This window comes from Limnofasciculus baicalensis BBK-W-15 (assembly GCF_024178385.1).
GTDB classification, from domain to species: Bacteria; Cyanobacteriota; Cyanobacteriia; order Cyanobacteriales; family Coleofasciculaceae; genus Limnofasciculus; species Limnofasciculus baicalensis.
Genome location: NZ_JAMZMM010000062.1, coordinates 1 through 21,143 on the forward strand (window position 1 = coordinate 1; position 21,143 = coordinate 21,143).

Below are 21,143 nucleotides of genomic sequence, written 5' to 3' on the forward strand. Positions count from 1 at the left end.
CAGGTACCCTTGCTAGACGAACAAGCCAAGAAGACGATGCTGCGCAAGATTCCGCACGGAGTTTATATCTGCGGTGTCAAAAATGGTGAAGATTTGAATTGTTTTACAGTTAGCTGGTTGATGCAGTCATCTTTTAATCCGCCGCTGGTGGTGAATTGCGTCAAGAAAGAGACTGGTTCCCATGCCACACTGAAAAAAAGTGGGATATTTTCCATCAGCTTCCTTGATAGCGGACAAAAAGAATTAGCTGCTCAATTTTTTAAGCCGCAAAGTCGTGTGGGGAATAAGTTGGCAAATGTGGAATTTTATCAAGGAGAAGCAACTGGCTGTCCGATTATTCAGGATTCCCTTGGTTATATTGAATGCCAAGTAGTTGCTATTGTAGAACAAGGAGATCATACTATCTTTGTTGGGGAAGTTATTGGTTCTGGTGTCCATCGAGAAGGCGATCCGCTTGTGCTGGAAAGTACTGGCTGGCAATATGGTGGATAGATTGGTTGTTGGTTGTTAGTTGTTGGTTGTTGGTTGTTGGTTATTAGTTATTGGTTGTTGGTTGTTAGTTATTGGTTATTGGTTATTGGTTGTTAATAGATAAAATTACGGGTAACAAGATTCCCAAAATGCGTCCTTGTGCTAATTCGTTGGCAACAGCACTGGGAATAGTAATCTGACTGTAGAGTGTGGGGAATAGGTTGAGGAGGTTGAGTTGGTATAGGTACTGAATGGACGATGTATCGGCAATGATGTTAGGCATTCGCCAAATCCTCGCTCAATTCGGCTTCAGTAAGGTTAAAGGTGTTTACGCCGTAGTCTGCGAGTTTACTCAGAAACAAGACACGGGGGATCCCTGCGAGGTTGGCGGCTGCACCAGAGGAGAGTTTGCCTAATTCGTACAGTTTCATCGCGGCGGCGAGTAACACTTCATTACGCAGTTTGTCTGGGTCCAGCTTCAGTGCTAATGCGGTTTCTTCGGGAATGTTGAGGGTAAGTTGGTACATAGTTTTAGTTAGTTGGTGTTTGGTTTGTATAAATATTGTATGGTATTATCATTTTAACCACAAAGTCACTAAGACACCAAGGGAAGGGAGTAAATCTTAATCGGGATAATTAATTAATTTACCCCAAAGCGATCGCAAAAATACTGACGATACAAATCGCAGCGGGGAGTTACCTCATTTCCTTGTAAATTGACCAATCCCATTGAATGTAACTTAAAGGCTGCTCCTGACTCTAATCGCACTGGAGTGGAGGCAGTAACAACTTGCTCCATGGCTGCGGCTAATTCTGGATGTTGTTGCAGATTCCATAGATGCCGCCTCAAATGATCGCTATAAAGTCCCGATTCTGTTGGGGCTGTTTGCAATAATTCTGCCAATTTAATATCCTGTTGTGCAATATGATAGAGTGCTAGCCGGACTAGATAGGGATGTCCTGCTACCATTGACATGAGAGGATCGACTTCTTTTATTTGCCAATCTAGCCCGTGTAATTGTGCCAGATTAAATACCTGTTGGGGTGTAAACTCTGGTAATTCTAAAGATAAACCGACATTAAACGGCGATTGATTAATATCCATCGGGATGTAAACTTCCGTAGAATGTACCACAACTAACCGCAACTTTTTCCAGATATCCCGATTTTTAGCATCCTCATGCCAAGCCCGCAATAGTCCAAAAAAGTCAGCAGCAATTTCCGGATATTGGAAAACACAATCTACCTCATCCAAACCTAAAACCAAAGGACTATTTATATTTTCCAGGAGATATTCTTCAAAATAAGCCGTACAGTTATCTTTACTGCCAAAAATATCATCCCAATAATCATTAAGTTGATTATGTAGTCGCAGTCGCCGCCCAACACTGGCACAAAACCACCGGAGGAATTTATCAATATCAGCGAAAACTTTCCCTTCAGCTAACTGAAGACTTAAAGCAACAGTACGATACCCATGCTGAGATGCCTGATGGAGAATTCGCGCCATTAGAGAAGTTTTACCCATTTGCCGAGTGGCTTTAATTCGGATTAGCGCACCTGGTTGGAGGATAGTTTCGCAAGCACGAGATTCAATAGGGGGACGTTCGATATAAAATACAGATGCCAAATCTACTTGTCCTTCTGGTAACTCTGGCATAGCCGTGGGTAAAGGACAACTATCAGATTGTTCCCAAGCTGTCGGAATATCAGCGCCCATTTCTGAAAATTCTTCTGGTATTCTGCCTTCCGCTAAAATACCGAGAACATCTTGAATAACGATTGGAGTATCGGCATCAACATACCACTCCCGCTGATGAATTCGATTTAGATAGCCCCGCAGATTATAGTTGAGGGGAGAAGTGAGAGGAAAGTTTACTCTGATGGGTAAAATGACAGGTTTGCCATCAGGATGAGAATCCCGTAATTCTTTTGCCCTTCGTACTTCTTCCGTCACCATTTCACTCATTGCCGATTGTTCGGATAATAGCAGCAACAGGTAATCGCACTGTTTTAATTCCGCCTCAATCCGTTGCGGCCAATTCTCTCCCCAACGAATATTTTCACCCGCCATAAAAACTTCATGCCCAGCGCTAATTAATGCTCTAGATAATTGTTCCACAAGAGCAAAATCTGGATTTTGTGCCCGATAGGAAATAAACACCCGTTGCTGAGTGCCAATTAAAGGACGAGGTGGAATAATTTGGTAGACAGGCATTGGTTCCTTAATGCCTCTTAACTTACGCAACCCCATATAGGTTATGGGTACTCGCAAACGACTTTTCACCACATCATAAACCGTCTGAGAAATACAAATTCCTCCTGGTGTCGCTTCTCCTTGCAATCGCGCTGCCACATTTACCCCATTCCCCATGACATCACTACCACTAAAAATCACATCTCCTAAATAGATACCAATCCGATGTCTGAGAATATCCCTTTGTGGTAGTTGGGTTGTCGCCGTAGCAAAAGCGATTTGAATCTCAATGGCACATAAAACAGCTTTTTCAGCGCTGACGAAGTACATCAGCAATCCATCTCCCAAGGTTTTGAGAAGTTGTCCTTCAAAACCCTGACACAAGCGATTCATTAACTCGAAATCCCGCTGGATGAGTGTCAAGGTATGCTTTTCGTCTGCCGCCATCTTAGTGGTAAAGGATTCCACATCCGTAAAGACGATAGCAGCTAAGGCACTCTCTCCTCTGAGGTTAAACGGCACAGCCACGTTTTCTATAGGTTCCATGGGTGGGGAGACAGCATGATAACTAGTACAATTGGGCAGAAAGCAGCTTTGCTGGAGGCAAAAGGCTGTAAACCATACAATATCTAATTTTTGACCTGTTTTTTCCTCTAGGGTTATTTCCGCCGCACTGTACTAGTTACTCAAAGTTTTGTCTTTCTTTTCTACTCAACTGCTAAACTTCTGGACTGATTAACTTCTGGCATTTTAACCCATTATGTTATTTTATATACAAGATAAAGTTTTTTTACCTACCTCTCAATCTATCTGATTTTATCCTGAACGCGCCTACTTTTATGAGAAACAGTAATCAATCGTCATATAAAAACTTAACTTACACGATCCAGATCGTGATTTTTGTTACAGAATATCCCTAGTGTAATCAATTAAAACTCCTAGTTAAATGCGAGTGATGAGGAGTCAAACATGACTGGACAAATCTGTTGGTTACCTATAGGCGGACCTGACACAGAAAAAATCTTGCACTTGCGGATGTATCCGAGTGGTCAATGGAAACCTTACACGGCATTTCCCCAATATGCTGTCCCCGACTATCCCATGGCCGAAGGATCTAAGGGCTGGGCTACTTACCAAAAACTAATCAAAAGTGGTTGGACTTTGGTCAATAGCCCAGCGCCAGATCGTCGTCAGGTTATTTTAAGTTATTAGTTGTTTGTTCTTTGTTGTTTGTTATTGGTTATTTGTTCTTTGTTGTTCGTTGTTTGTTATTTGTTATGGAACAGGTATCTTACCTATTAGAGTTATTAGTTGTTTATTCAATAACTAACAACTAATAACTAACAACAAATAACCAAAAACAAATAACCAAAAACCAACAACTAACAACTAATCCGCATTTGTCGTTGATAGCGAGGAAGTGCAGGTGTACCCCAGCAAACCTGTTGTTCCGGGATATTGCCAAACACACTACTCCTCGCTCCAATTACGGCATTAGAGCCGATTTGGACACCGCCACCGATAAAACAATCGGTGGCAACCCAAACCCCGTTACCAATGGTAATTTCAGAAGTAATTAGTCCAAAATTGGGATCTTGAATATCATGGCTACCCGTACAGAGGTAACTTTTCTGAGAAATAACACAATGAGAGCCAACCCTAATTGAATCTAGGCTGTAAAAAACCACATCATCACCAATCCAACTATAATCGCCAATTTCTACCTTCCAAGGATAGGTAAAACGGGCAGTAGGTCGGATGACTACACCTTGACCAATCTTAGCTCCAAACAGCCGTAGTAACCAGGAACGGATGCCATTGAAGTTATGGAGACTCAGCGGAAATGCGATCGCTTGCACCAACCACCACAATAAGACAAACCAACCCGGACGACCGCGATCGTACCAAGATTGATCGTAGCGGCGTAAATCCACCAGTGGTGTACCCTCCAAAACGGGTGGTTTGGTTGATTCTAAAACAGCGGAATTGGGATCGTTGCTCATCTTTCTTCTCCCGTGGAGACCCCCGTTATCATCAGCGCGGATAGCTCGAACCGCTCTTGTGTACCGCCCATTGATTTAACGGCGGTCGGAAACGGGGGATATTTTATTCGACTCAATGTCCCTAAAATATCCAAATCAGTATCCATAGTTATAGCCATCCTTTAATCTCTAAGTTTGTAGCTTTTAATCTGTTGAACAACGTCCAACGTGTTGAGTTAACCGCTGCGGCATCTTTTAATGGACGCTTGGCTTGAGCTAAAACTCTCTTTAATACATCAGGTTTTTTAGCTAGGAACACTTTAATATCTTTAGTCCCTTTTTTGATGTTGCAGGACTCACAGGCAAGACAAAGAACATCAACTACCTCCTTATTCAAAATGATTGTAAATGGATACAACCTGAAGACTTTAGCCTTACCAACAGTCAATAGCTTACGGGCTAATGATGGCTTACAAGGTGTTAAAGGCTTACGGTTGGTATCAAGAACAAAGACGTAATTGGGGTTAGACATTGTTGTGTCTCTTCAATTTCTTGTTACGTTAGCTTTGACAATGTTAGAAGTCGGTACTTTCTCTTAAGCACTGGCTTAACCCTTTTAAACCTGTTTAACTCAAGAGTTTTAGAGCTACGGACTAGCTACGCATCCGTAGGTAAGAACTTAAACGCTTGCTTCTAACGTAGGTAAGTCAACCTGAGTCTGGTCAACTAGGGCTGTATTTCAAGCCCCCGAAGGGAGTCGGTACTCCGATTTAACGGCGGGTTGTTGACTAGTTATCAGTCCGAGTTCAAAAACGAATTAATCTGGATAAAGTTGAATTATGATTTAACTCTTTTTAAGATATTCGTTCCAATTCTTTCTTTGAAGTTTTATGCGAATCTTTTAGATTCAGGTTCCCGCCAAAATTGAGCAATTCATATAGTTTTACTTCAATGTTATACTCATACTGGCTCAGTAATCGTCCATAAATGTATCCAGGTTTCCCATCTAAAAAGCCCAGGCGGATAACATAAAAAATAATAAACCGTAGGATGGGCTTAAAAGGAAACCGCACCCAGAGTTTTCTCAAAAAGCGCTTCCGCTCTACCGGAGTACCAAACAGATTTGCACGTAGTTTATTAGAGTTATCTTTAACGTTATCTAGACTCTGGACTAAACTGGCATCATCTTTAGAGTTCCCTTTAGGCTTCAGCGACTCCTGGAAGTAGCCTATCTGCGATCTTAAGAGATCTAGGAAGCTCTCCTCGATCATACGTTTATAGACATAAGCTTCCCAATTAGAATAACGATTATGGCGATCTAGCCAGTGGTAGATATTTTTAAAGTCAATATGATCCATGTCATTTTTGAGGTAGCCAATTCGCCATTCCTCCTGCTCAACATGTTCTCTGGCAATAACATGTTCGTGGACTTCGTTATCCCCTGTATTGGGAACTTCTTCAGTATCGAGAGTTTCGTAGTGACCTTGTTTGTGCTTGAACAAGCGTAAGTTCCAATCTGGATACCGCCCTCCATGACGAATCCACTTGCCCAAAAAATAAACACGACGGTTGATAAAGTAGCCGTCAAAATCAGGATTTTGGATAACTGTGACAATTTCGTCCCAGAGGGCTGGAGTAATACGCTCGTCACAATCGACAATCAGTACCCATTCATTACGGAAAGGCAGATTATCTAAGCTCCAATTTTTCTTTTTTCGCTTATTTTCCTTGGGTTGCTCGTTAAAGTAAAACTGCACTACTTTTGCGCCGTAGCCTTCAGCAATTTCGACGGAGCGATCGCTACTTTGGGAATCGACGACAAAGATTTCATCGGCTCCGGCAACGCAGGCTAGACAGTCTGGTAGGTTAGCTTCTTCATTTTTTGCCGGAATCAAAACAGAAATAGGCAGTTTGGAGTCGGGGTAGGTCATACTTTGAACGTTTCAGGCAATATAGATTGTATGGCTTGGCCTTTTCAATTCTAATTCAGCAAGCATTAGAACTCATCTGAAAGATAGCGGTTCTCCGGTTTGACCAGTCCAAGGGTCAGTAATGTGTGCTTCGGGGATGTTAGAGTCTGGCTTGTTCGGACTGAGACACTTGCTCTATAAACCTTTCAAGCATTCCTTAATCTCAATCGACAGAGCTAATCGAACTAGCGAATTCGTAGGTGTCATGACCGCTCTAACGTAGATCTGATCCTGCCCCTGGTGGGTGAATCAATCTGCGCAATCGCGCAGATTTAATGCGGGTTTAATTCACCCCTATCCAACAGTATCCAGCAAGTATGAGTTCGGTTCCGTATAATTCTTTCTTTATTGCGATCGCAAATTCCCTATGTTCAGACATTACTTACATGAGAGAGAAGCATCGCCAATGTTTCTGAAAGCTGGCTCAAGCGAGTTTCTAGCTCTTGTTTGCGGTTCAAGAGCTGACGGAGCTTATGGTAGCGAGCAATGGCGACACTAATGCTGGGGACTTGATCCGGGGGGCAGGGGCGTGCCCAAGCTTTACCGTCTGGATCTAATCCACAGAGGCGGTAACCTGTTCTAGGGGATTCATAAGTTATTTTGGCATCTGGTTGATTTATGGTTTCTGCCACGTAGTCCATGAGTCGATCCATCTCGGCACGACGTACTTCTGTCATCGCATCTTGGGGTTGACGGGCATGAGATTCTAACCAACCATCTACAATTGGACCTGCCATGTAGATATCTTGAATTTCCCGCACAATAGTTTGTAATTCTTTCTGCCAAGCACCGACAATCTTTTGGATGTCTTTGAGTAAATTCATTGCCAATGCAGGGTTGGCACTGTGGCGATGTTCGCTAATCTGGGCTGGCTTAAATTTTGGCAGGGTGGGGGTTTGGGGATGGTGCTTGTCGGTGGGAAAGGTTTCCACAGAGATTGAGAAGGAGAGCGATCGCCCCTTGAGATTGCTGTTTTGATGTTCTTCAACGGATTCGGTTGGGGGTATCATAGTCGCGGATGCGGTTCTAGAGTCAGTCGATCTCCCTTGTGCTAACTGATGTAGTGCCGTCTCAATCCGTTCTAGTTCTGGTTTCATTTTTATCCCAATGTCTATAGCTAAAGATAGAAGTTGCCAACCTACTCTTTAATTTTGCCAAAATCCGCAGGTGGATTTTGAGAGTTCCTCTATTTTTTGGATATTTTGGTCATTTTAACCGGATTATCTTGTAGAAAGCTAAATTTGGACTAGAGTTGTGCCTAAAATCATCTTAGTAACAGGACCTGCTCGATCTGGTAAAAGTGAGTGGGCGGAAACCCTGGCAGTACAAACGGGTAAAGCAGTCTTCTATGTGGCAACAGCCCAAACAGATCCTCACGATATCGAATGGATAGCCCGAATTGAAAAGCACGCTTCACGTCGCCCAGCCGAGTGGCAGACTTTGTTAGTGCCCCTGGAGTTAGCGGCAACGATTCGAGAGTGCGATCGCCCCAATTACTGTTTGCTGGTAGACTCACTGGGTACTTGGCTAGCCAATTGCCTCGATTTCAATGAGGAAATGTGGCAGGAGACTATAATAGAGTTATTAGAGAGTTTAACCCAGACGGCTGCTACTGTAATCTTTGTGGCAGAAGAGACGGGGTGGGGAGTTGTGCCTGCTTATCCGATGGGGAGAACTTTTCGCGATCGCCTCGGACAATTAGTCCGTCAGTTAGGTGCGATCGCTAACCCAGTATACTTAATAACAGGGGGTCACATTCTCAATCTCAGTACCTTGGGAGTACCCTTGAAGGATGAAGTGTGAACGATGAAGTGTGAAGTGTGAAGTGTGAAGAATAATTGAGTTGGAGAAAGATCTCAAAATTTTTGCTACTTTTGCACCTTGCGATAAAGTATATTTTTTTTCAATCTTCAATCTTCAATCTTCAACCTTCAACCTTCAACCTTCAACCTTCAACCTTCAACCTTCAACCTTCAACCTTCATCCTTCATCCTTCATCTTTTTCCATACTTTTTTCAAAACACCGACTTTGCTCGGTATTACCTTCTTATGGCATCCGAACAACAAATCAAACGATATCTAGCTTACTGGTTTCAGTTGGGCAAAAAGATGATCGTGTGTAATGGGCAAACAGCCCTATTACCAAAACAAATCATTACAGGAGATCGCTACAGCCAGGAATTTGAAGAACTCTGGGAATATATTATCTCACCAGATAGTAAAGATTGTTACTTGGAAGGGACTTTGCAAACTATTGCCGAACTCTTGACACCCAAGTGGGATATAGATCCTTGTGCCCGTTGTGAGATGCCCGTACCTATGTTTAATGTGGGACTACCGCCAGAGAGTTGCACTTGCCATGATGTACCCAATTGGCCGAATACAGAATTACCCCCACCGCGAGAGCCTGTTAGCACCCTGAATCGTTTGAATTCGATCCGCGATCGCTTGAATTTAGTTGAGAATGAAAGTGATATAGTATCCGGTTAAATACTTAACGATTGAAAAAATAGCATTCTATTCTTTGCGTACCTTTGCGCTTCCCTTTGCGCTTCCCTTTGCGTACCTTTGCGTTAAAAAAAAACTCTGTTCCATCCCAGCGAAAACTACTATTATAATTTCGGTAAGCGTCGAGGTATTTCATAGTTTAAGAAATCATAAGCCAATATCGTATTGGGAAAAATCGCTTTGGCTTCTGTCAGTAAATCGTTTAAATCTATGTCATTTCCTGGTGCGTAACGAGGACTAAAGTGCGTAGCAATTAACTGCTTAACTCCAGCACCCAAAGCCACTTGTGCCGCCATGGTTGAAGTAGAATGTAAGCGATCGAATGCGAGTTGGGCATCTTGGTGGGAAAATGTACTTTCATGAACTAGTACATCAGCATCTTGTGCTAATTCTACCGCTCCATCACAGTAAACCGTATCTGTACAATAGACAAATTTACGACCTACTTCTGGTGGGGCACATAACTCCGTACCGTCAATTTTACGTCCATCCGGTAAAGTGACAGTTTCACCCCGTTTTAGTTTGCCATAAATGGGGCCAGATGGAATTTCTAATGCTTTTGCTTTTTCGACATCAAAACGTCCCGAACGATCTTTTTCGACAATCCGATACCCAAACGCTGTTATCCGATGTTTGAGACTACCACAACTGACAATAAATTCTTCATCTTCGTAGATAACGCCGGGGGTAATCGTGTGAATATGTACTGGGTATGCTACGTGAGTATGAGAATATTTACTGCAAGCTTTTAGGTATTCACTTAAACCAGGAGGACCGTAAATATCTACTTCCTGAACATTACCTGCTAAACCACAGCTAGCCAGTAAGCCCATTAAGCCAAAAATATGGTCGCCGTGCAAGTGGGTAATAAAAATACGGCGGAGTTGACTAGTTTTTATCTCACTGCGCAATAGCTGATGCTGAGTGCCTTCACCACAGTCAAATAGCCAGAATTCGGCACGCTGAGGCAGACGTAGGGCTATACTGGACACATTGCGCGATCGCGTGGGGACTCCGGAACTTGTTCCTAAAAATGTAATTTGCACGGGATTATGGGGAGTGGGGAGTAGGGAGTGGGGAGTAGGGAGTAGGGAGTGGGGAGTAGGGAGTAGGGAGTAGGGGATAAAATATTGGATTAGCCATTAATCATTATAATATGATACTAATGAAGTAGGAGATATCAATCCATGCCTTCTCCATTTCCAGGGATGAACCCCTATTTAGAAAATCCGATATTTTGGTCAGAAGTACACCATAGATTAATTACTGCGATCGCAGATTCCATCGAACCCTATATACCTCCTAATTATAGAGTAGCAATTGAGCAGCGAACTTATTTAAGTGATGACTCAGATTCAATTTTAGTAGGGATTCCCGATGTTGCGGTTTTCTCCCAAAAATCAGTAGCTAGCCCAACCTCAGCAACAGCAACTATTGTAGCAACAGCAGAAGCGATCGCGGTGACAATTCCAGTTCCAGAAAAAGTGAGAGAAAGTTATTTAGAAATCCGAGAAGCTGGCACAGGTTTAGTGATTACAACAATTGAAATATTATCTCCGAAAAACAAACGTACAGGTGAAGGAAGAGAAGCTTATCGTAAAAAGCGAAAAAAAGTACTAGCCAGTTTGACTAATTTAGTAGAAATTGATTTGCTCAGAGGTGGTAAACCTATGGAAATTTTAGGGGAAGCACCAGTAACAGATTATCGCATTCTGGTGAGTAAAGGCGATCGCCGTCCCCAAGCTCAATTGTACGCTTTTAGTTTGCGACAGGCGATTCCATCATTTCCTTTACCTTTAAATGAAAGAGATATAGAACCCATTATTAATTTACAAAATTTGTTCCATGGCGTGTACGATCGCGCCCGGTATCATTTGGCGATTGATTACACTCAAAAATTAGTACCCAACTTGTCAGAAGTTGATGCAGTTTGGGTAGATGAACTATTGCGAGAACAAGGATTGATTGTGTAAAAATTGGTTAATTAATAGAGATCTAAAAGGTAGTATGGAGAATGGCAGAGCAACAGAAAGGGAAAATTAATAAATGGAATGATGAGAAAGGATACGGCTTCATCCAACCAGATGACAAAAGTAATAATGTATTTTTACATATCAGCGGATTAAACAACAGTCGTCGCCCTCGTGTGGGAGATCGGATTAGTTATCAAATCGAACGGGATCGAGCGAACAGAATCTGTGCTAAAAATGCTCGATTAGAAGGGGTTTTGCCATCAGGAATGAACTTAAGTACTCTACTTGTTGTGCTAATTTGTCCAATTACTCTAGGTTGGGGTTTAGGTATTAATTACTTTGCTGTTTCGCTACTATGGTACGGTTTTATAAATACAGTAACGTTTCTTGTCTACGGTAATGATAAAAATAGAGCAAAGGAGGAAAAATGGAGGATTTCAGAAAATAAGCTACACGCCTTAGAGTTACTTGGTGGATTTACCGGGGCTTTAATAGCACAGGAACACTATCGTCATAAAAGCAAAAAAATATCCTATCAAATTGTATTTTGGTTTATGGTTTTTATCCATGTGTTTGCCGTTTTTTATTTAGCATTTAATGGGAGATAATATTTTGGTTATAAGACTATGCTTTTTATGATATCATTCCAATAGGAAGAGATAGACAGGGTTATAGCTATGAGTATTGATATCTCCGATGAAATTCTCAGTGCAACACGCATGACTGAAGCTGAGATGAGGCAGGAAATTGCGGTCATGCTCTTTCAAAAAGAGAAGCTTACCCTTGCTCAAGCGAGTCGATTTGCGGGGATGAATCGGATTGCTTTTCAACACCTACTTGCAAGTCGTCAAATTCCAGTACATTACGATGTAGAAGATTTTGAACAGGATATTAAAAGCTTGCGGGAGATGGGCAGACTGTGATTATTGTTAGTGATACATCGCCTATCAACAATCTTGCAGCTATTAACCAACTTCATCTGCTACAACAACTTTACGAAATAGTTTTTATTCCTGAAGCGGTTTATCGGGAATTAACTGATCCTGATTTTCCGGTAGCAGGTTCAATAGAGGTACAAACCTTAGATTGGATTCAAACTCGAACGGTAACTAACCGCACAGTGATTGAAGCTCTTGCTGATGAACTAGATATGGGAGAAGCTGAGGCTATTGCTTTGGCACTTGAGTTGGGGGCAGATCAAGTTTTGATTGATGAGCGTCGTGGTCGTAGAATTGCTGCTAGATTTAATCTTCGATACACAGGAATTCTGGGCATTTTGGTTGAGGCTAAGAATCGAGGGTTAATCTCTGAGGTGAAATCCTTGCTAGACGCTTTGATCAATCAAGCAGGATTTTGGGTTGCTGCGCCTTTATACAGCAGTGTTTTACAGATTGTTGGTGAAGGGAAAAGATGACATAATAAAGGTGTGTTACATTTATCAGGTAAAGACGTTATAGAGATGAAACGAGATGAGGTACTGGCAATTCTAGCAGCACACCGAGAACAGTTACAAAAACTGGGGGTAAAATCTTTGTCTTTATTTGGTTCAGTTGCCAGGGATGAAGCTCATACCGATAGTGATGTGGACTTGTTAGTAGAATTTCATCGACAAGGTGGTTTTTTTCAACTTCTGCAAGCACAGTATTATTTAGAAGATATTCTAGGATGTTCTGTGGATTTAGGAACTCAGGATGCCTTAAGAGAACATTTACGAGAACCTGTGCTGGAGGATGTTATCAATGCCTTCTAGAGATTGGCGACTTCGCCTTCAAGACATTTTAGAATCTATCGCTTAAATTGAACAACGTACAAAAGGAATGATGTTTGAGGAATTTGCTAAGAATCAAACAACTGTCAAGGCGGTTCTCTATGATTTTATAATTATTGGAGAAGCAACTAGAAATGTACCAAAGGAAATTCAGTCTCGCTATCCTCTTATTCCTTGGCGTTTGATGGGAGGAATGAGAAATGTTGCAACTCACGAATATTTTCAAGTTAATTTAATTAGAATCTGGGCAACAATTCAAGAAGATTTACCTTCATTAGTGCCACGACTACAAGAAGTGTTAGAAAGAGAAACAGAGGAAGAATAGTTGTTTAATAAGCGAAAGTAAAAAAATAAACCCCCTCAACTGACTGAATGAAGGGGCATTTCTCGTATTTTTGGAAGCTAATTAGCCCACTTTTGTGGTTTCTTTTGCGGTGGATTTAGAGGGCTTTAATTTGCGTTTGAGGGTTGATGCTGCGCCGAGGGTTCCCAGGGCTAGAAGGCTGAAGGTAGAGGTGGATTCAGGCGTTTGAACTTCTACCTGTTGAATATATGGAAATTGTCCAATATCTCCAGTAAATTGGTCTCGAAAATCCACTGGTTCGCCGTTTATAACCGCTATAGTAAAAAGATTCTGTATTGCAAAGTCTCTAATACCATCATGAGGACTTTGACCTGGATTCGTAACGGTGAAAGTAAACGTGTCGGCAAATGCGTTTATCTTGTTAGGTGTTGTTTGACGGTCAATTGATAAAAACCCTGTATTTAGTTGGCTGTCATTAATGATTGCGCCAGGTGCGTTAACACCGTTAAAACTTAATTCACTTGTATCAAAATCAACGTTATATGTCAGCCTTCTAATAAAAGTGCCCATTGGGTCGAAGTTGACATTAAATGTAAGTTGTTGACCTTTAGTAACCAGAATATCTTTTATTGGATCACCATCAAGTTGTTGACCAGCTGGTTGAAAAAAAAGAGAAGCCGCAGATGCTTGCTGGACACAAATGCTACTGAAGAGTCAAGGAGCGCCTAAAATTTTAGTCAAATTATTAAAGCCCAACTCGCCACTGGGATCTCCAATCATCAGAGAATGAGTAACGGTAAATGCTAAAATTTTACTCTAATGAGAATTTTCCGCTGGAAATAGTCAATCTGTAATTATCAAAACGGCGGGTGCGGGAATTGAACCCGCTAGTCTTTGTTAGAGACGTTAACCGATAACCCTAAATTCTTCAGCCCCTAAAGACAAGTTGTGAACCAGGGAAACCCGCCATAAAATTCAATTTTCTCACGACTTACGCAGCGACACTACATATAGCGATGGCTTCGCTCGCCGGAGGCATCGTGGTGCGTTAGCAAAGCGTAACACACCCTACAGATAGGGGATTTGCTTAAGTCCTGTTTATAATAGATCTCTTGCAAAAGTCGATTTTTTGTTGTAGGGGTGAAGCATTTGCGCCCGGATTTATAGGTAAAATCAAGATTTTCATTCGCAAATGCTTCACCCTTCCTAGATTTATGCAAGAGGCATATTGACTTGCCCTGATTAAGGGATAAAGCTGAATTTGATTATGATACAAATTCAGCTTTATCCCACTCCCCACTCCCCTACAATTCATCCATTGCTAACATCTGAATGATGCGGGGAATACCGGGATCGAATCCTCCCAAATCCCAAGATAATGGATCGTTTGGATCGACTAATGTAATTTGGTAAGGTGCAAGAGTAACATAGACTACTTTCACATTAGGATTGACTTTTTTACGGTATTCAGCTAATGCTTGACTAGGATGTTTGTAACCAGCCCAACTTTCAGAATCAGTCCAAAAACAGACAATATCTGCTTTGAAATTATGCTTAATCATCCAGTCGTAAGCCACCGACGCATCAGTACCGCCGAAGTTTTGGTTACTAGCTTTAGCCACAGCGGAACTAAAACTATCCTTAGCAGTAATACCCAAGTCACGGAAGTCATTAGCAAAGCCGCGAATCATGTAATTTTTCTCAGCTTTAGCTGTAACTAATGCCATAGTTGTGGCAATTTCACAACAGCTAAGTCCAACAGAATGAACGAGGGAAGACATGGAACCGGAAACATCAACGGCGTGCGTGAATACTTTGCCTGTGGGTTCAACCACATCAAAAGATAGTTCAACTGCCTTTTCTAAGATGTCCACAATGCGCGGTACAGGAGTCCAAGTTTTTTGGCTGCGTCCCAAACTTCCGCCTGATTGATATGTTTTGAGTGCTTTCAAAACATCAATAGGATGAATTCGCCCTTTCCGGAGGTGTTTTTTATCATTGAGAACCGCTTCTACTCGATCTAAATTACGACGAGTATTGTTAGTTTGTAGCACACCCAATTCAGTCAAAGAACCCAAATTCCGCAGCATTGCGCCAATTGGCATTTCATTGAATAAAAGTTGCCAAGCTTCCTTATCCATTTTGCCTACAGGGGCAGCCATTTCGTGAGTTAAATGACCTTTAGTAATGGCTTCATGAGTTTTGTCTGGATTCCGCTTTAACCATTCATACCACCAAATCTGGGCTAAGGCTTCTGATGGTATTTCTGCGGGTAATTCTTCCCAACCTTTCACTACCCATTCAAAGAGTTGGCGGTGATTTTCCGTAGGTGGTTTGACGTGGAATAATCGCAAAGCATCGCGGTTAGAGAATCCTTGACGCTGTTGATATTTCAACAGTTGATAGGCTAATCCTTTTACATCCTCGCGAGATAGCCAAGTTTTACCAACTTCGCGAATTACTTTACCAAAGCCGCGCATAGATTTAGTGTAACTCAGCCATTCGTAGAAGTGGCTACCAGTACGGATAACTTGGGGAAATATTTCCTGAAATGCCTTTTTAGCTTCCGGTGTTTCTCCCATAGAAAGTAACACTAGTGCTAAGATTGGCGCACTATTATTAATGGCACGTCCATCGCTAGCATAGAGGATTTCTTCGGCAACTTTAGCGGGATTTTCAGCAATACCTTTTTGGAGTACTCCGACAAAATCTTCCGTTAATTCTTGTTTGCCAGCATAGTAAGTACTTTTGGCTGTACCAATTAGTAAACAGCGCCGCAGCATCTGCCAAATACCAGCATCAAACATCCAGCCACCGGAACGCCCTTTAATCATTTCTTTTTCACGCCCGGGGATGGGTTGAGTTTGGGGTGTGTTTGTCTTATTTTGGGTGAAGAATTTGTAATTCATTGTTGATACTCCCGGCCTTTTCAGGCAAAATATGGAAGGTTGTTGGTTGTTTGTTGTTGGTTATTTGTTGTTGGTTGTTTGTTGTTGGTTGTTTGTTATTTGGTAGTTGAACAAATACAGACAAATAACAACAGGTGGTAGGGCGGGAATCGAACCCGCATCTCCCGCGTTACAGGCGATAACCCTCAACTCGTCGGCCTTTTTAGGCAAGGTATGAATTAAGGATGTTTTTGGTGTTTTACCTTTCAACTACCTACCACATAAAAGTTAAAATTCACCCATTCAAAAGTCTGAAGTAAAAAAATATTTTTCATCATTCCCTACTCCCTACTCCCTACTCCCTACTCCCGATTCATAAATTTGGTGTGGTGGGACAGGATTTGAACCTGTGACACATGGAACCACGATAACCCTAAATACTTCGGTCTTTTCAGACAAGTTGTTGATTCAGGGATACTGGCTTTCACCAGTCCACTGCTCTACCAAACTGAGCTACCCACCACAGGAAAGTCAAAGGTTAAAAGTCAAAAGTTATCTAGGAAAAATTTGAGGTTTTTAGCATTTTTTTATTTGACAAACTACTGGATTGAATTATTAGCGTGACGGGGAGGAATCGAACCTACCGCTACCCGATGGGAAATCGATAACCCTCATTCTGCGGCCTTTTCAGGCAAAGTTTAAACAAGGATGTTTTTGGCGTTCTACCACTAAACTACCGCCACATGACAAGTTAAAAGTCAAAAGTCAAAAATAATTCGCCATTCTCTATTCTCCATTCCTAAATTTGGTGTGGCGGAGCAGGATTTGAACCTGCGATTGAGTTTCCTCAATACTACCGATAACCTTAATTTTTCGTCCCTTCCGGGTAAGGTGCAAACCAAGGGTGTTTTGGTTGCGCTTTCAACCACTCAGCCACCCGCCACATGAAATAGTAAGCAGTTTAAGAAAAAATGGATATAAAAACAACAAAAAACAAATAACAAACAACCATTCCCAAAATTGGTGTAGCAGAGCAGGATTTGCACCTGCATTTCCGGCGAATAAGGGGGGGAATCGATTTATAGCGATAACCCTAATTCTGCGGCCTTTTCAGGCAAAATTGGTACTTTACGATTAAGCTACCTGCCACATGAAATTTTAGCTTTGGGATTGGGGATTTTAGATGGAAATCTGAATCTAAAATCCCCAATTAGTTGGTGTAGCGGAACAGGATTTATCCCATATCTCCGGATTTGGGAGCAAGGGTGTTTTAGTGTAATTATCGATAACCCTCGCAATGTCGGCCTTTTCAGGCTAGGTGGGCGCTCTACTGTTTGAGCTATCCGCTACCGAGTTTTAGCTCCTTTGGAACTGCTTGTATTATTACTGTAGTATATTGTCGTCTGAGTGTCAAGGGTTTTGAGTAAATTTCTTTGTAAGCCTTGCCAGATATGGGTTTGGGGTGTAATATCATTGAAGTGGCGATGCCTGGGCGTTGGCGTAGCCTCTCTTTGAGAAGCCATCGCAACCATGACTGTCTCTCCCCCACTCCCTACTCCAGGGCGAGTCAATGAAAGTCATTTGTGACTACTTCAGGTTATCAGAGCGACTCGCTCCTACAGTTATAGCAGTCGCCCTTGTTAAAATTTGCTAGATCAGAATGTCCTAACCGCTGTGGCGGTTGCTATAAAACTCCCTACTCCCGATTAAGTTTTGTTTGAGCTTCTCCTTTAGCCGTCGCAGCATTTTTACGGCGATTTGTAACTCTTCTCTATCCATATCCTCAGCCAAATTTTCAGCTTCTTTGGCAATTCGCTGAGTAATTTCTTGAAAAACTGCTTCTCCTTTAGGTGTGAGGCGTAAAAGTTTTGAACGCTGATGTGCTGGATTGTCTCCCAATTCGATTAAACCATCGGCAATCATTTCGTTGGCTAGTTTCTGAATGTGTTGCCGAGAAACAGGACGAGATTTCGCAATTTGCGGTACTGTCTGTTGTCATTTTCTAACCGCATTGTAATATCTTCTAATTCCAGAGTTGCTGCTTCCATTGCTAAACGACTGCGGCGCAAATTAGCCAATAATCTCTTGGCTGTTTCAGGATCGGGAATACGCGGTTGGGTAGTCATGGCAAATTCCACTCCGTTTTCACTTCTTGAATAGCGAAAATATCAAGACTGGCTCTAGGTGATATTAAAATGCTTTTTGTCATGCTTTTGGCTTATGGACAATATTATGAAGTGCCAAAACTTTGCTGTGCCAGACTTTAACTACGATTACCGTAGCTCTCATTCAAATATCAATCCCTGGAAAAACCTTAGATAAATCCAATGATAAATCCGGAAAACAAGGCAAGGCAATAGATTTATTCGGCAAAACAATATGATTGACACTATAGCCAAAATTTCCCTGTGAATCCTGATAAGGTTGGCTATAAGCCTCCAAGTGATTTTTGATTAGATTAAATATCCAATAGTCAGAAATTCCTGCTTCAGCATAGAGAGGCAGTTTAACTTCTCTGTCATACTTTAGGGTAGAGTCGGCAATTTCAATTAATAGGAAAATATCTGATATGCTAGGATGACCAGATAGATAATTATCTGCTCGTTTCTTGACGATAGCAAAGTCTGGTTCAGGTTCGCTATTAGTTGATATAATAATTGGATCTTGACATCTTAGTGTAGCTCGTCCGGCTATCAGTATTGCTAATTCTCCCAATAAGTTACTGCAACAGGTTGTATGAGGTGTTCCCTTAGCCGCCATGTCGATAATTTCTCCGCGAATTAATTCAACTCTGTCATCTTCCGTGAAAAATTCCAGCTCTGCTAAACGGTGATACTCGTCAATTGTAAAGCGTTTTGCTCTTGTCAAAGTCATAGAAAATACTTGGTAAGTGGGAAACTCAGTGGCTTTAGCCCTGAGTTACTGACAGTCTTTATTCTCAACTCTCTTATATATATATTGTAATTGTGGCAGATTGAAATGTGGCACAATCTTCGGAACATAATCTTTTTTGCCCCAGTCACCTTAAACAAAGCGAAACAAATATTAACCACACCCACCGACTGTCGAGGCTATCTCTATGTTATACAAAGCTATTGCCCTTTCCACTTTGGCAGCCATTGTTGCTTCTGAGTTAAGCCAACAGGCACTTGCCAATCCTAACCCTACAACCGCCCAACCTCCATCGACAGCCAGAAACTATGTTGTACCTGTGCAAGGAGCCTCAGAAACTCAGGCATCTGCCACAGTTACCGCACCGGAAGTGAATCAAACTAGGGAGTTTTCTCAACCCACTCCCGGAAAATCGCCGACTCCAACAGCGAGTATCAGGAGGGGGGTTGGTGGCACAAATAACGATATCGCCGTACTCGCTACAGATGTTAAAGTGGTAGGGGCGAGTGAGGAATTACAGCAAGTGGTATTGAGAACTATTGCCACTCGTCCCGGTGGTCAAACTAATCAAAGCCAGATTAATAAAGATGTCGAGGCTATTTTAAATACGGGTTTATTTGCCGATGCCAAGGTAACTCAGTCTAGTCACAGAGATGGCTGGAATGTAGTTTATCAGGTTCAGCCTGTCGTTTTGCGATCGCTACAAGTTTCCGGTAACAAAGTTCTCACTCCAGATATTGCTAATAATATCTTTAAATCTCAATTGGGTAAACCCGTTAGTTTGGCAGGATTGCGAGATGGAGTAAAACAGGTTAGTCAATGGTATAAAGATAATGGGTATATCTTAGCTCAAGTATTAGATGTACAATCAACTTCTGATGGTGCTATTTCTCTGAAAGTAGTCGAGGGTGTAGTTGGTGATATTAAGCTGAATTTTCTCGATGAAAAGGGCGCATCCACCAAAGGTAGAACCCGCGAAGACTATATCAAGCGAGAAATGAAACTCCAACCCGGTGACGTATTTAAAGTAGATGTCGCCAGACAAGATTTACAGCAGCTTTATCAGTTGGGGCTATTTGATAAAGTTGATATTGCCCTGAATGGTGATGGTTCAAATGTGGATGTCATCTACAATATAACCGAAAGACAAGCTCGTGGAGTAAATGCCGGGGCAGGTTATGACAACGATAACGGTATTTTCGGTACAATTAGTTATAACGACCAGAATTTGGGCGGAGTAAATCAGAAGTTAGGAGTTAACGTCCAATTCAGTCGTCGCGATTTACAATTTGACGGTAATTACGGCAAACCTTACGAAGCCAGTAATCCTGATTCTCCTGGTTACAATGTTAATGTATTTCGTCGTCGTTCCGTATCCGAAACATTTGATGGGGATGTGAATTTAGCTAATGGAGATAACCCCCGTGAAGGGCAATTTGGTGGTGGGGTTACTTTATCTAAACCAGTAGATAATTGGAATGCGTCAGTAGGATTAAATTACACTCGTACCAGCATTCGGGATAGCAAGGGACAAATTACTCCAGTAGACGAACAAGGTAATCCTCTCACATTGAGTGGTACAGGTGTTGATGATTTAGTTACTGTATCTGCGGGAATAGCCAAAGATAGACGAGATAATCCAGTCAATCCTACCCAAGGAAACCTGGTACGTTTGAGTACGGAACAATCTATTCCTGTTGGTAATGGTAATATTTTAATGAATCGCCTTCAGGCAAACTATTCCCAATTTGTACCAATTAAATTATTTGGTGGTAGCAAGCCAGAAGTATTAGCATTTAATGTCCAAGGTGGTACAGTAATTGGTGATTTAGCTCCTTACCGCGCCTTTAATTTAGGAGGTGCTAATTCTGTTCGAGGTTATGGTACAGGTGATGTAGCTACGGGGCGTAGTTATGTGGCAGCATCGGCAGAGTATCGGATTCCGATATTTAATCCTGTGGGTGCAGTTTTATTTGCTGATTTTGCTTCAGATTTGGGTTCGGCTGATACAGTATTAGGAGAACCTGGAGTAGTGCGCGGGAAACCAGGAACAGGTTTTGGTTACGGTGCAGGTGTGCGGGTGAATTCACCCATAGGCATAATTCGGGCTGATTTAGGATTTAATGACCAAGGAGATAGTAAAGTTCAAGTTGGTATCGGTCAAAAGTTTTGAGGTTAGGGGTTAGGGGC

22 protein-coding genes, 5 tRNA genes and 2 pseudogenes are annotated in these 21,143 nt (G+C 41.9%); 11 read left to right on the forward strand and 18 right to left on the reverse strand.

What is annotated here, in order from left to right; all coding sequences use genetic code 11:
- Window positions 1–9 precede the first annotated feature (9 nt).
- Window positions 10–492 carry a flavin reductase family protein gene (locus NJ959_RS08650; RefSeq protein ID WP_254011379.1) on the forward strand — a complete coding sequence of 161 codons (483 nt, stop codon included), beginning with the start codon at window positions 10–12 and terminating at the stop codon, window positions 490–492.
- A gap of 82 nt (window positions 493–574) precedes the next feature.
- Here the strand turns inward: NJ959_RS08650 and NJ959_RS08655 are convergent, their stop codons facing one another.
- The 3 genes from NJ959_RS08655 to NJ959_RS08665 form a co-directional block, all read right to left on the reverse strand.
- On the reverse strand, window positions 575–754 hold the full coding sequence (locus NJ959_RS08655) for a PIN domain-containing protein (RefSeq protein ID WP_254011357.1): 180 nt from the start codon (window positions 752–754) through the stop codon (window positions 575–577).
- Window positions 747–998 (reverse strand): UPF0175 family protein, encoded by a 252-nt coding sequence (locus NJ959_RS08660; protein ID WP_254011358.1) that lies wholly within the window; start codon window positions 996–998, stop codon window positions 747–749. Before NJ959_RS08660 ends, NJ959_RS08655 begins: the two co-directional genes overlap by 8 nt.
- Window positions 999–1,111: 113 nt before the next feature.
- A complete protein-coding gene (locus tag NJ959_RS08665) occupies window positions 1,112–3,214 on the reverse strand; it encodes an AAA-like domain-containing protein (protein WP_254011359.1) in 2,103 nt (700 codons plus the stop codon).
- Between the two features lie 423 nt (window positions 3,215–3,637).
- Between NJ959_RS08665 and NJ959_RS08670 the strand changes: the two genes are divergently transcribed.
- Window positions 3,638–3,880: a hypothetical protein gene (locus NJ959_RS08670; protein ID WP_254011360.1), complete on the forward strand. Its 243-nt coding sequence runs from the start codon at window positions 3,638–3,640 to the stop codon at window positions 3,878–3,880.
- Between the two features lie 170 nt (window positions 3,881–4,050).
- Here the strand turns inward: NJ959_RS08670 and hpsU are convergent, their stop codons facing one another.
- The 4 genes and pseudogenes from hpsU to NJ959_RS08690 all read right to left on the reverse strand — a co-directional run bounded on the left by hpsU (window position 4,051) and on the right by NJ959_RS08690 (window position 7,717).
- Window positions 4,051–4,671, reverse strand: coding sequence for a hormogonium polysaccharide biosynthesis acetyltransferase HpsU (hpsU, locus tag NJ959_RS08675; RefSeq protein ID WP_254011361.1), 621 nt, complete (start codon window positions 4,669–4,671; stop codon window positions 4,051–4,053).
- Between the two features lie 163 nt (window positions 4,672–4,834).
- Window positions 4,835–5,182 (reverse strand): annotated as a pseudogene (locus NJ959_RS08680) (RRXRR domain-containing protein); the annotation flags it as partial.
- A 322-nt stretch (window positions 5,183–5,504) separates the two neighbouring features.
- The gene (locus NJ959_RS08685) at window positions 5,505–6,581 is read right to left on the reverse strand and encodes a glycosyltransferase family 2 protein (RefSeq protein WP_254011362.1); all 1,077 of its coding nucleotides are present in this window, start codon (window positions 6,579–6,581) and stop codon (window positions 5,505–5,507) included.
- Window positions 6,582–6,991: 410 nt separating this feature from the next.
- Window positions 6,992–7,717 carry a hypothetical protein gene (locus NJ959_RS08690; RefSeq protein ID WP_254011363.1) on the reverse strand — a complete coding sequence of 242 codons (726 nt, stop codon included), beginning with the start codon at window positions 7,715–7,717 and terminating at the stop codon, window positions 6,992–6,994.
- A 157-nt stretch (window positions 7,718–7,874) separates the two neighbouring features.
- Here NJ959_RS08690 and cobU point away from each other — a divergent pair, with 157 nt between their 5' ends.
- Entirely contained in the window at window positions 7,875–8,423 is a 549-nt protein-coding gene (gene cobU / locus NJ959_RS08695; RefSeq protein WP_254011364.1) for a bifunctional adenosylcobinamide kinase/adenosylcobinamide-phosphate guanylyltransferase, read from the forward strand.
- Window positions 8,424–8,669: 246 nt separating this feature from the next.
- The gene (locus NJ959_RS08700; protein WP_254011365.1) at window positions 8,670–9,110 is read left to right on the forward strand and encodes a hypothetical protein; all 441 of its coding nucleotides are present in this window, start codon (window positions 8,670–8,672) and stop codon (window positions 9,108–9,110) included.
- A 122-nt stretch (window positions 9,111–9,232) separates the two neighbouring features.
- Here NJ959_RS08700 and NJ959_RS08705 read toward each other — a convergent pair whose 3' ends face one another.
- Window positions 9,233–10,174, reverse strand: a complete 942-nt coding sequence (locus NJ959_RS08705) for a ribonuclease Z (RefSeq protein ID WP_254011366.1) — start codon at window positions 10,172–10,174, stop codon at window positions 9,233–9,235.
- Between the two features lie 141 nt (window positions 10,175–10,315).
- Here NJ959_RS08705 and NJ959_RS08710 point away from each other — a divergent pair, with 141 nt between their 5' ends.
- The 6 genes from NJ959_RS08710 to NJ959_RS08735 all read left to right on the forward strand — a co-directional run bounded on the left by NJ959_RS08710 (window position 10,316) and on the right by NJ959_RS08735 (window position 13,194).
- The gene (locus NJ959_RS08710) at window positions 10,316–11,101 is read left to right on the forward strand and encodes a DUF4058 family protein (RefSeq protein ID WP_254011367.1); all 786 of its coding nucleotides are present in this window, start codon (window positions 10,316–10,318) and stop codon (window positions 11,099–11,101) included.
- A gap of 41 nt (window positions 11,102–11,142) precedes the next feature.
- Window positions 11,143–11,709: a cold shock and DUF1294 domain-containing protein gene (locus tag NJ959_RS08715; protein ID WP_254011368.1), complete on the forward strand. Its 567-nt coding sequence runs from the start codon at window positions 11,143–11,145 to the stop codon at window positions 11,707–11,709.
- A gap of 69 nt (window positions 11,710–11,778) precedes the next feature.
- Window positions 11,779–12,024, forward strand: coding sequence for a UPF0175 family protein (locus tag NJ959_RS08720; RefSeq protein ID WP_254011369.1), 246 nt, complete (start codon window positions 11,779–11,781; stop codon window positions 12,022–12,024).
- Window positions 12,021–12,515: a PIN domain-containing protein gene (locus tag NJ959_RS08725; RefSeq protein ID WP_254011370.1), complete on the forward strand. Its 495-nt coding sequence runs from the start codon at window positions 12,021–12,023 to the stop codon at window positions 12,513–12,515. The genes NJ959_RS08720 and NJ959_RS08725 overlap by 4 nt, the downstream gene beginning before the upstream one ends.
- A 45-nt stretch (window positions 12,516–12,560) precedes the next feature.
- On the forward strand, window positions 12,561–12,851 hold the full coding sequence (locus NJ959_RS08730; RefSeq protein WP_254011371.1) for a nucleotidyltransferase family protein: 291 nt from the start codon (window positions 12,561–12,563) through the stop codon (window positions 12,849–12,851).
- Window positions 12,852–12,897: 46 nt separating this feature from the next.
- Window positions 12,898–13,194 carry a HepT-like ribonuclease domain-containing protein gene (locus NJ959_RS08735; RefSeq protein WP_309242581.1) on the forward strand — a complete coding sequence of 99 codons (297 nt, stop codon included), beginning with the start codon at window positions 12,898–12,900 and terminating at the stop codon, window positions 13,192–13,194.
- Between the two features lie 81 nt (window positions 13,195–13,275).
- On the opposite strand, the pseudogene NJ959_RS30645 reads toward NJ959_RS08735, so the two are convergent.
- The 10 genes and pseudogenes from NJ959_RS30645 to NJ959_RS08785 form a co-directional block, all read right to left on the reverse strand.
- A pseudogene (locus NJ959_RS30645) lies at window positions 13,276–13,398 on the reverse strand (PEP-CTERM sorting domain-containing protein); the annotation flags it as partial.
- A gap of 1,079 nt (window positions 13,399–14,477) precedes the next feature.
- Window positions 14,478–16,082, reverse strand: a complete 1,605-nt coding sequence (locus tag NJ959_RS08745) for a TROVE domain-containing protein (protein ID WP_254011374.1) — start codon at window positions 16,080–16,082, stop codon at window positions 14,478–14,480.
- Window positions 16,083–16,216: 134 nt separating this feature from the next.
- Window positions 16,217–16,341, reverse strand: a tRNA-OTHER gene (locus NJ959_RS08750).
- Window positions 16,342–16,447: 106 nt separating this feature from the next.
- A tRNA-OTHER gene (locus tag NJ959_RS08755) sits at window positions 16,448–16,584 on the reverse strand.
- Between the two features lie 96 nt (window positions 16,585–16,680).
- Window positions 16,681–16,804 (reverse strand) — tRNA-OTHER (locus tag NJ959_RS08760).
- Window positions 16,805–16,867: 63 nt separating this feature from the next.
- Window positions 16,868–17,005: transfer RNA gene (locus tag NJ959_RS08765), tRNA-OTHER, on the reverse strand.
- A gap of 77 nt (window positions 17,006–17,082) precedes the next feature.
- A tRNA-OTHER gene (locus NJ959_RS08770) sits at window positions 17,083–17,211 on the reverse strand.
- A 515-nt stretch (window positions 17,212–17,726) separates the two neighbouring features.
- On the reverse strand, window positions 17,727–17,984 hold the full coding sequence (locus NJ959_RS08775; RefSeq protein ID WP_254011375.1) for a MarR family winged helix-turn-helix transcriptional regulator: 258 nt from the start codon (window positions 17,982–17,984) through the stop codon (window positions 17,727–17,729).
- Between the two features lie 8 nt (window positions 17,985–17,992).
- The gene (locus NJ959_RS08780; protein WP_254011376.1) at window positions 17,993–18,187 is read right to left on the reverse strand and encodes a hypothetical protein; all 195 of its coding nucleotides are present in this window, start codon (window positions 18,185–18,187) and stop codon (window positions 17,993–17,995) included.
- Window positions 18,188–18,350: 163 nt separating this feature from the next.
- The gene (locus tag NJ959_RS08785; protein ID WP_254011377.1) at window positions 18,351–18,935 is read right to left on the reverse strand and encodes a Uma2 family endonuclease; all 585 of its coding nucleotides are present in this window, start codon (window positions 18,933–18,935) and stop codon (window positions 18,351–18,353) included.
- A 205-nt stretch (window positions 18,936–19,140) separates the two neighbouring features.
- Here NJ959_RS08785 and NJ959_RS08790 point away from each other — a divergent pair, with 205 nt between their 5' ends.
- Window positions 19,141–21,126 (forward strand): BamA/TamA family outer membrane protein, encoded by a 1,986-nt coding sequence (locus NJ959_RS08790; protein ID WP_254011378.1) that lies wholly within the window; start codon window positions 19,141–19,143, stop codon window positions 21,124–21,126.
- Window positions 21,127–21,143 lie beyond the last annotated feature (17 nt).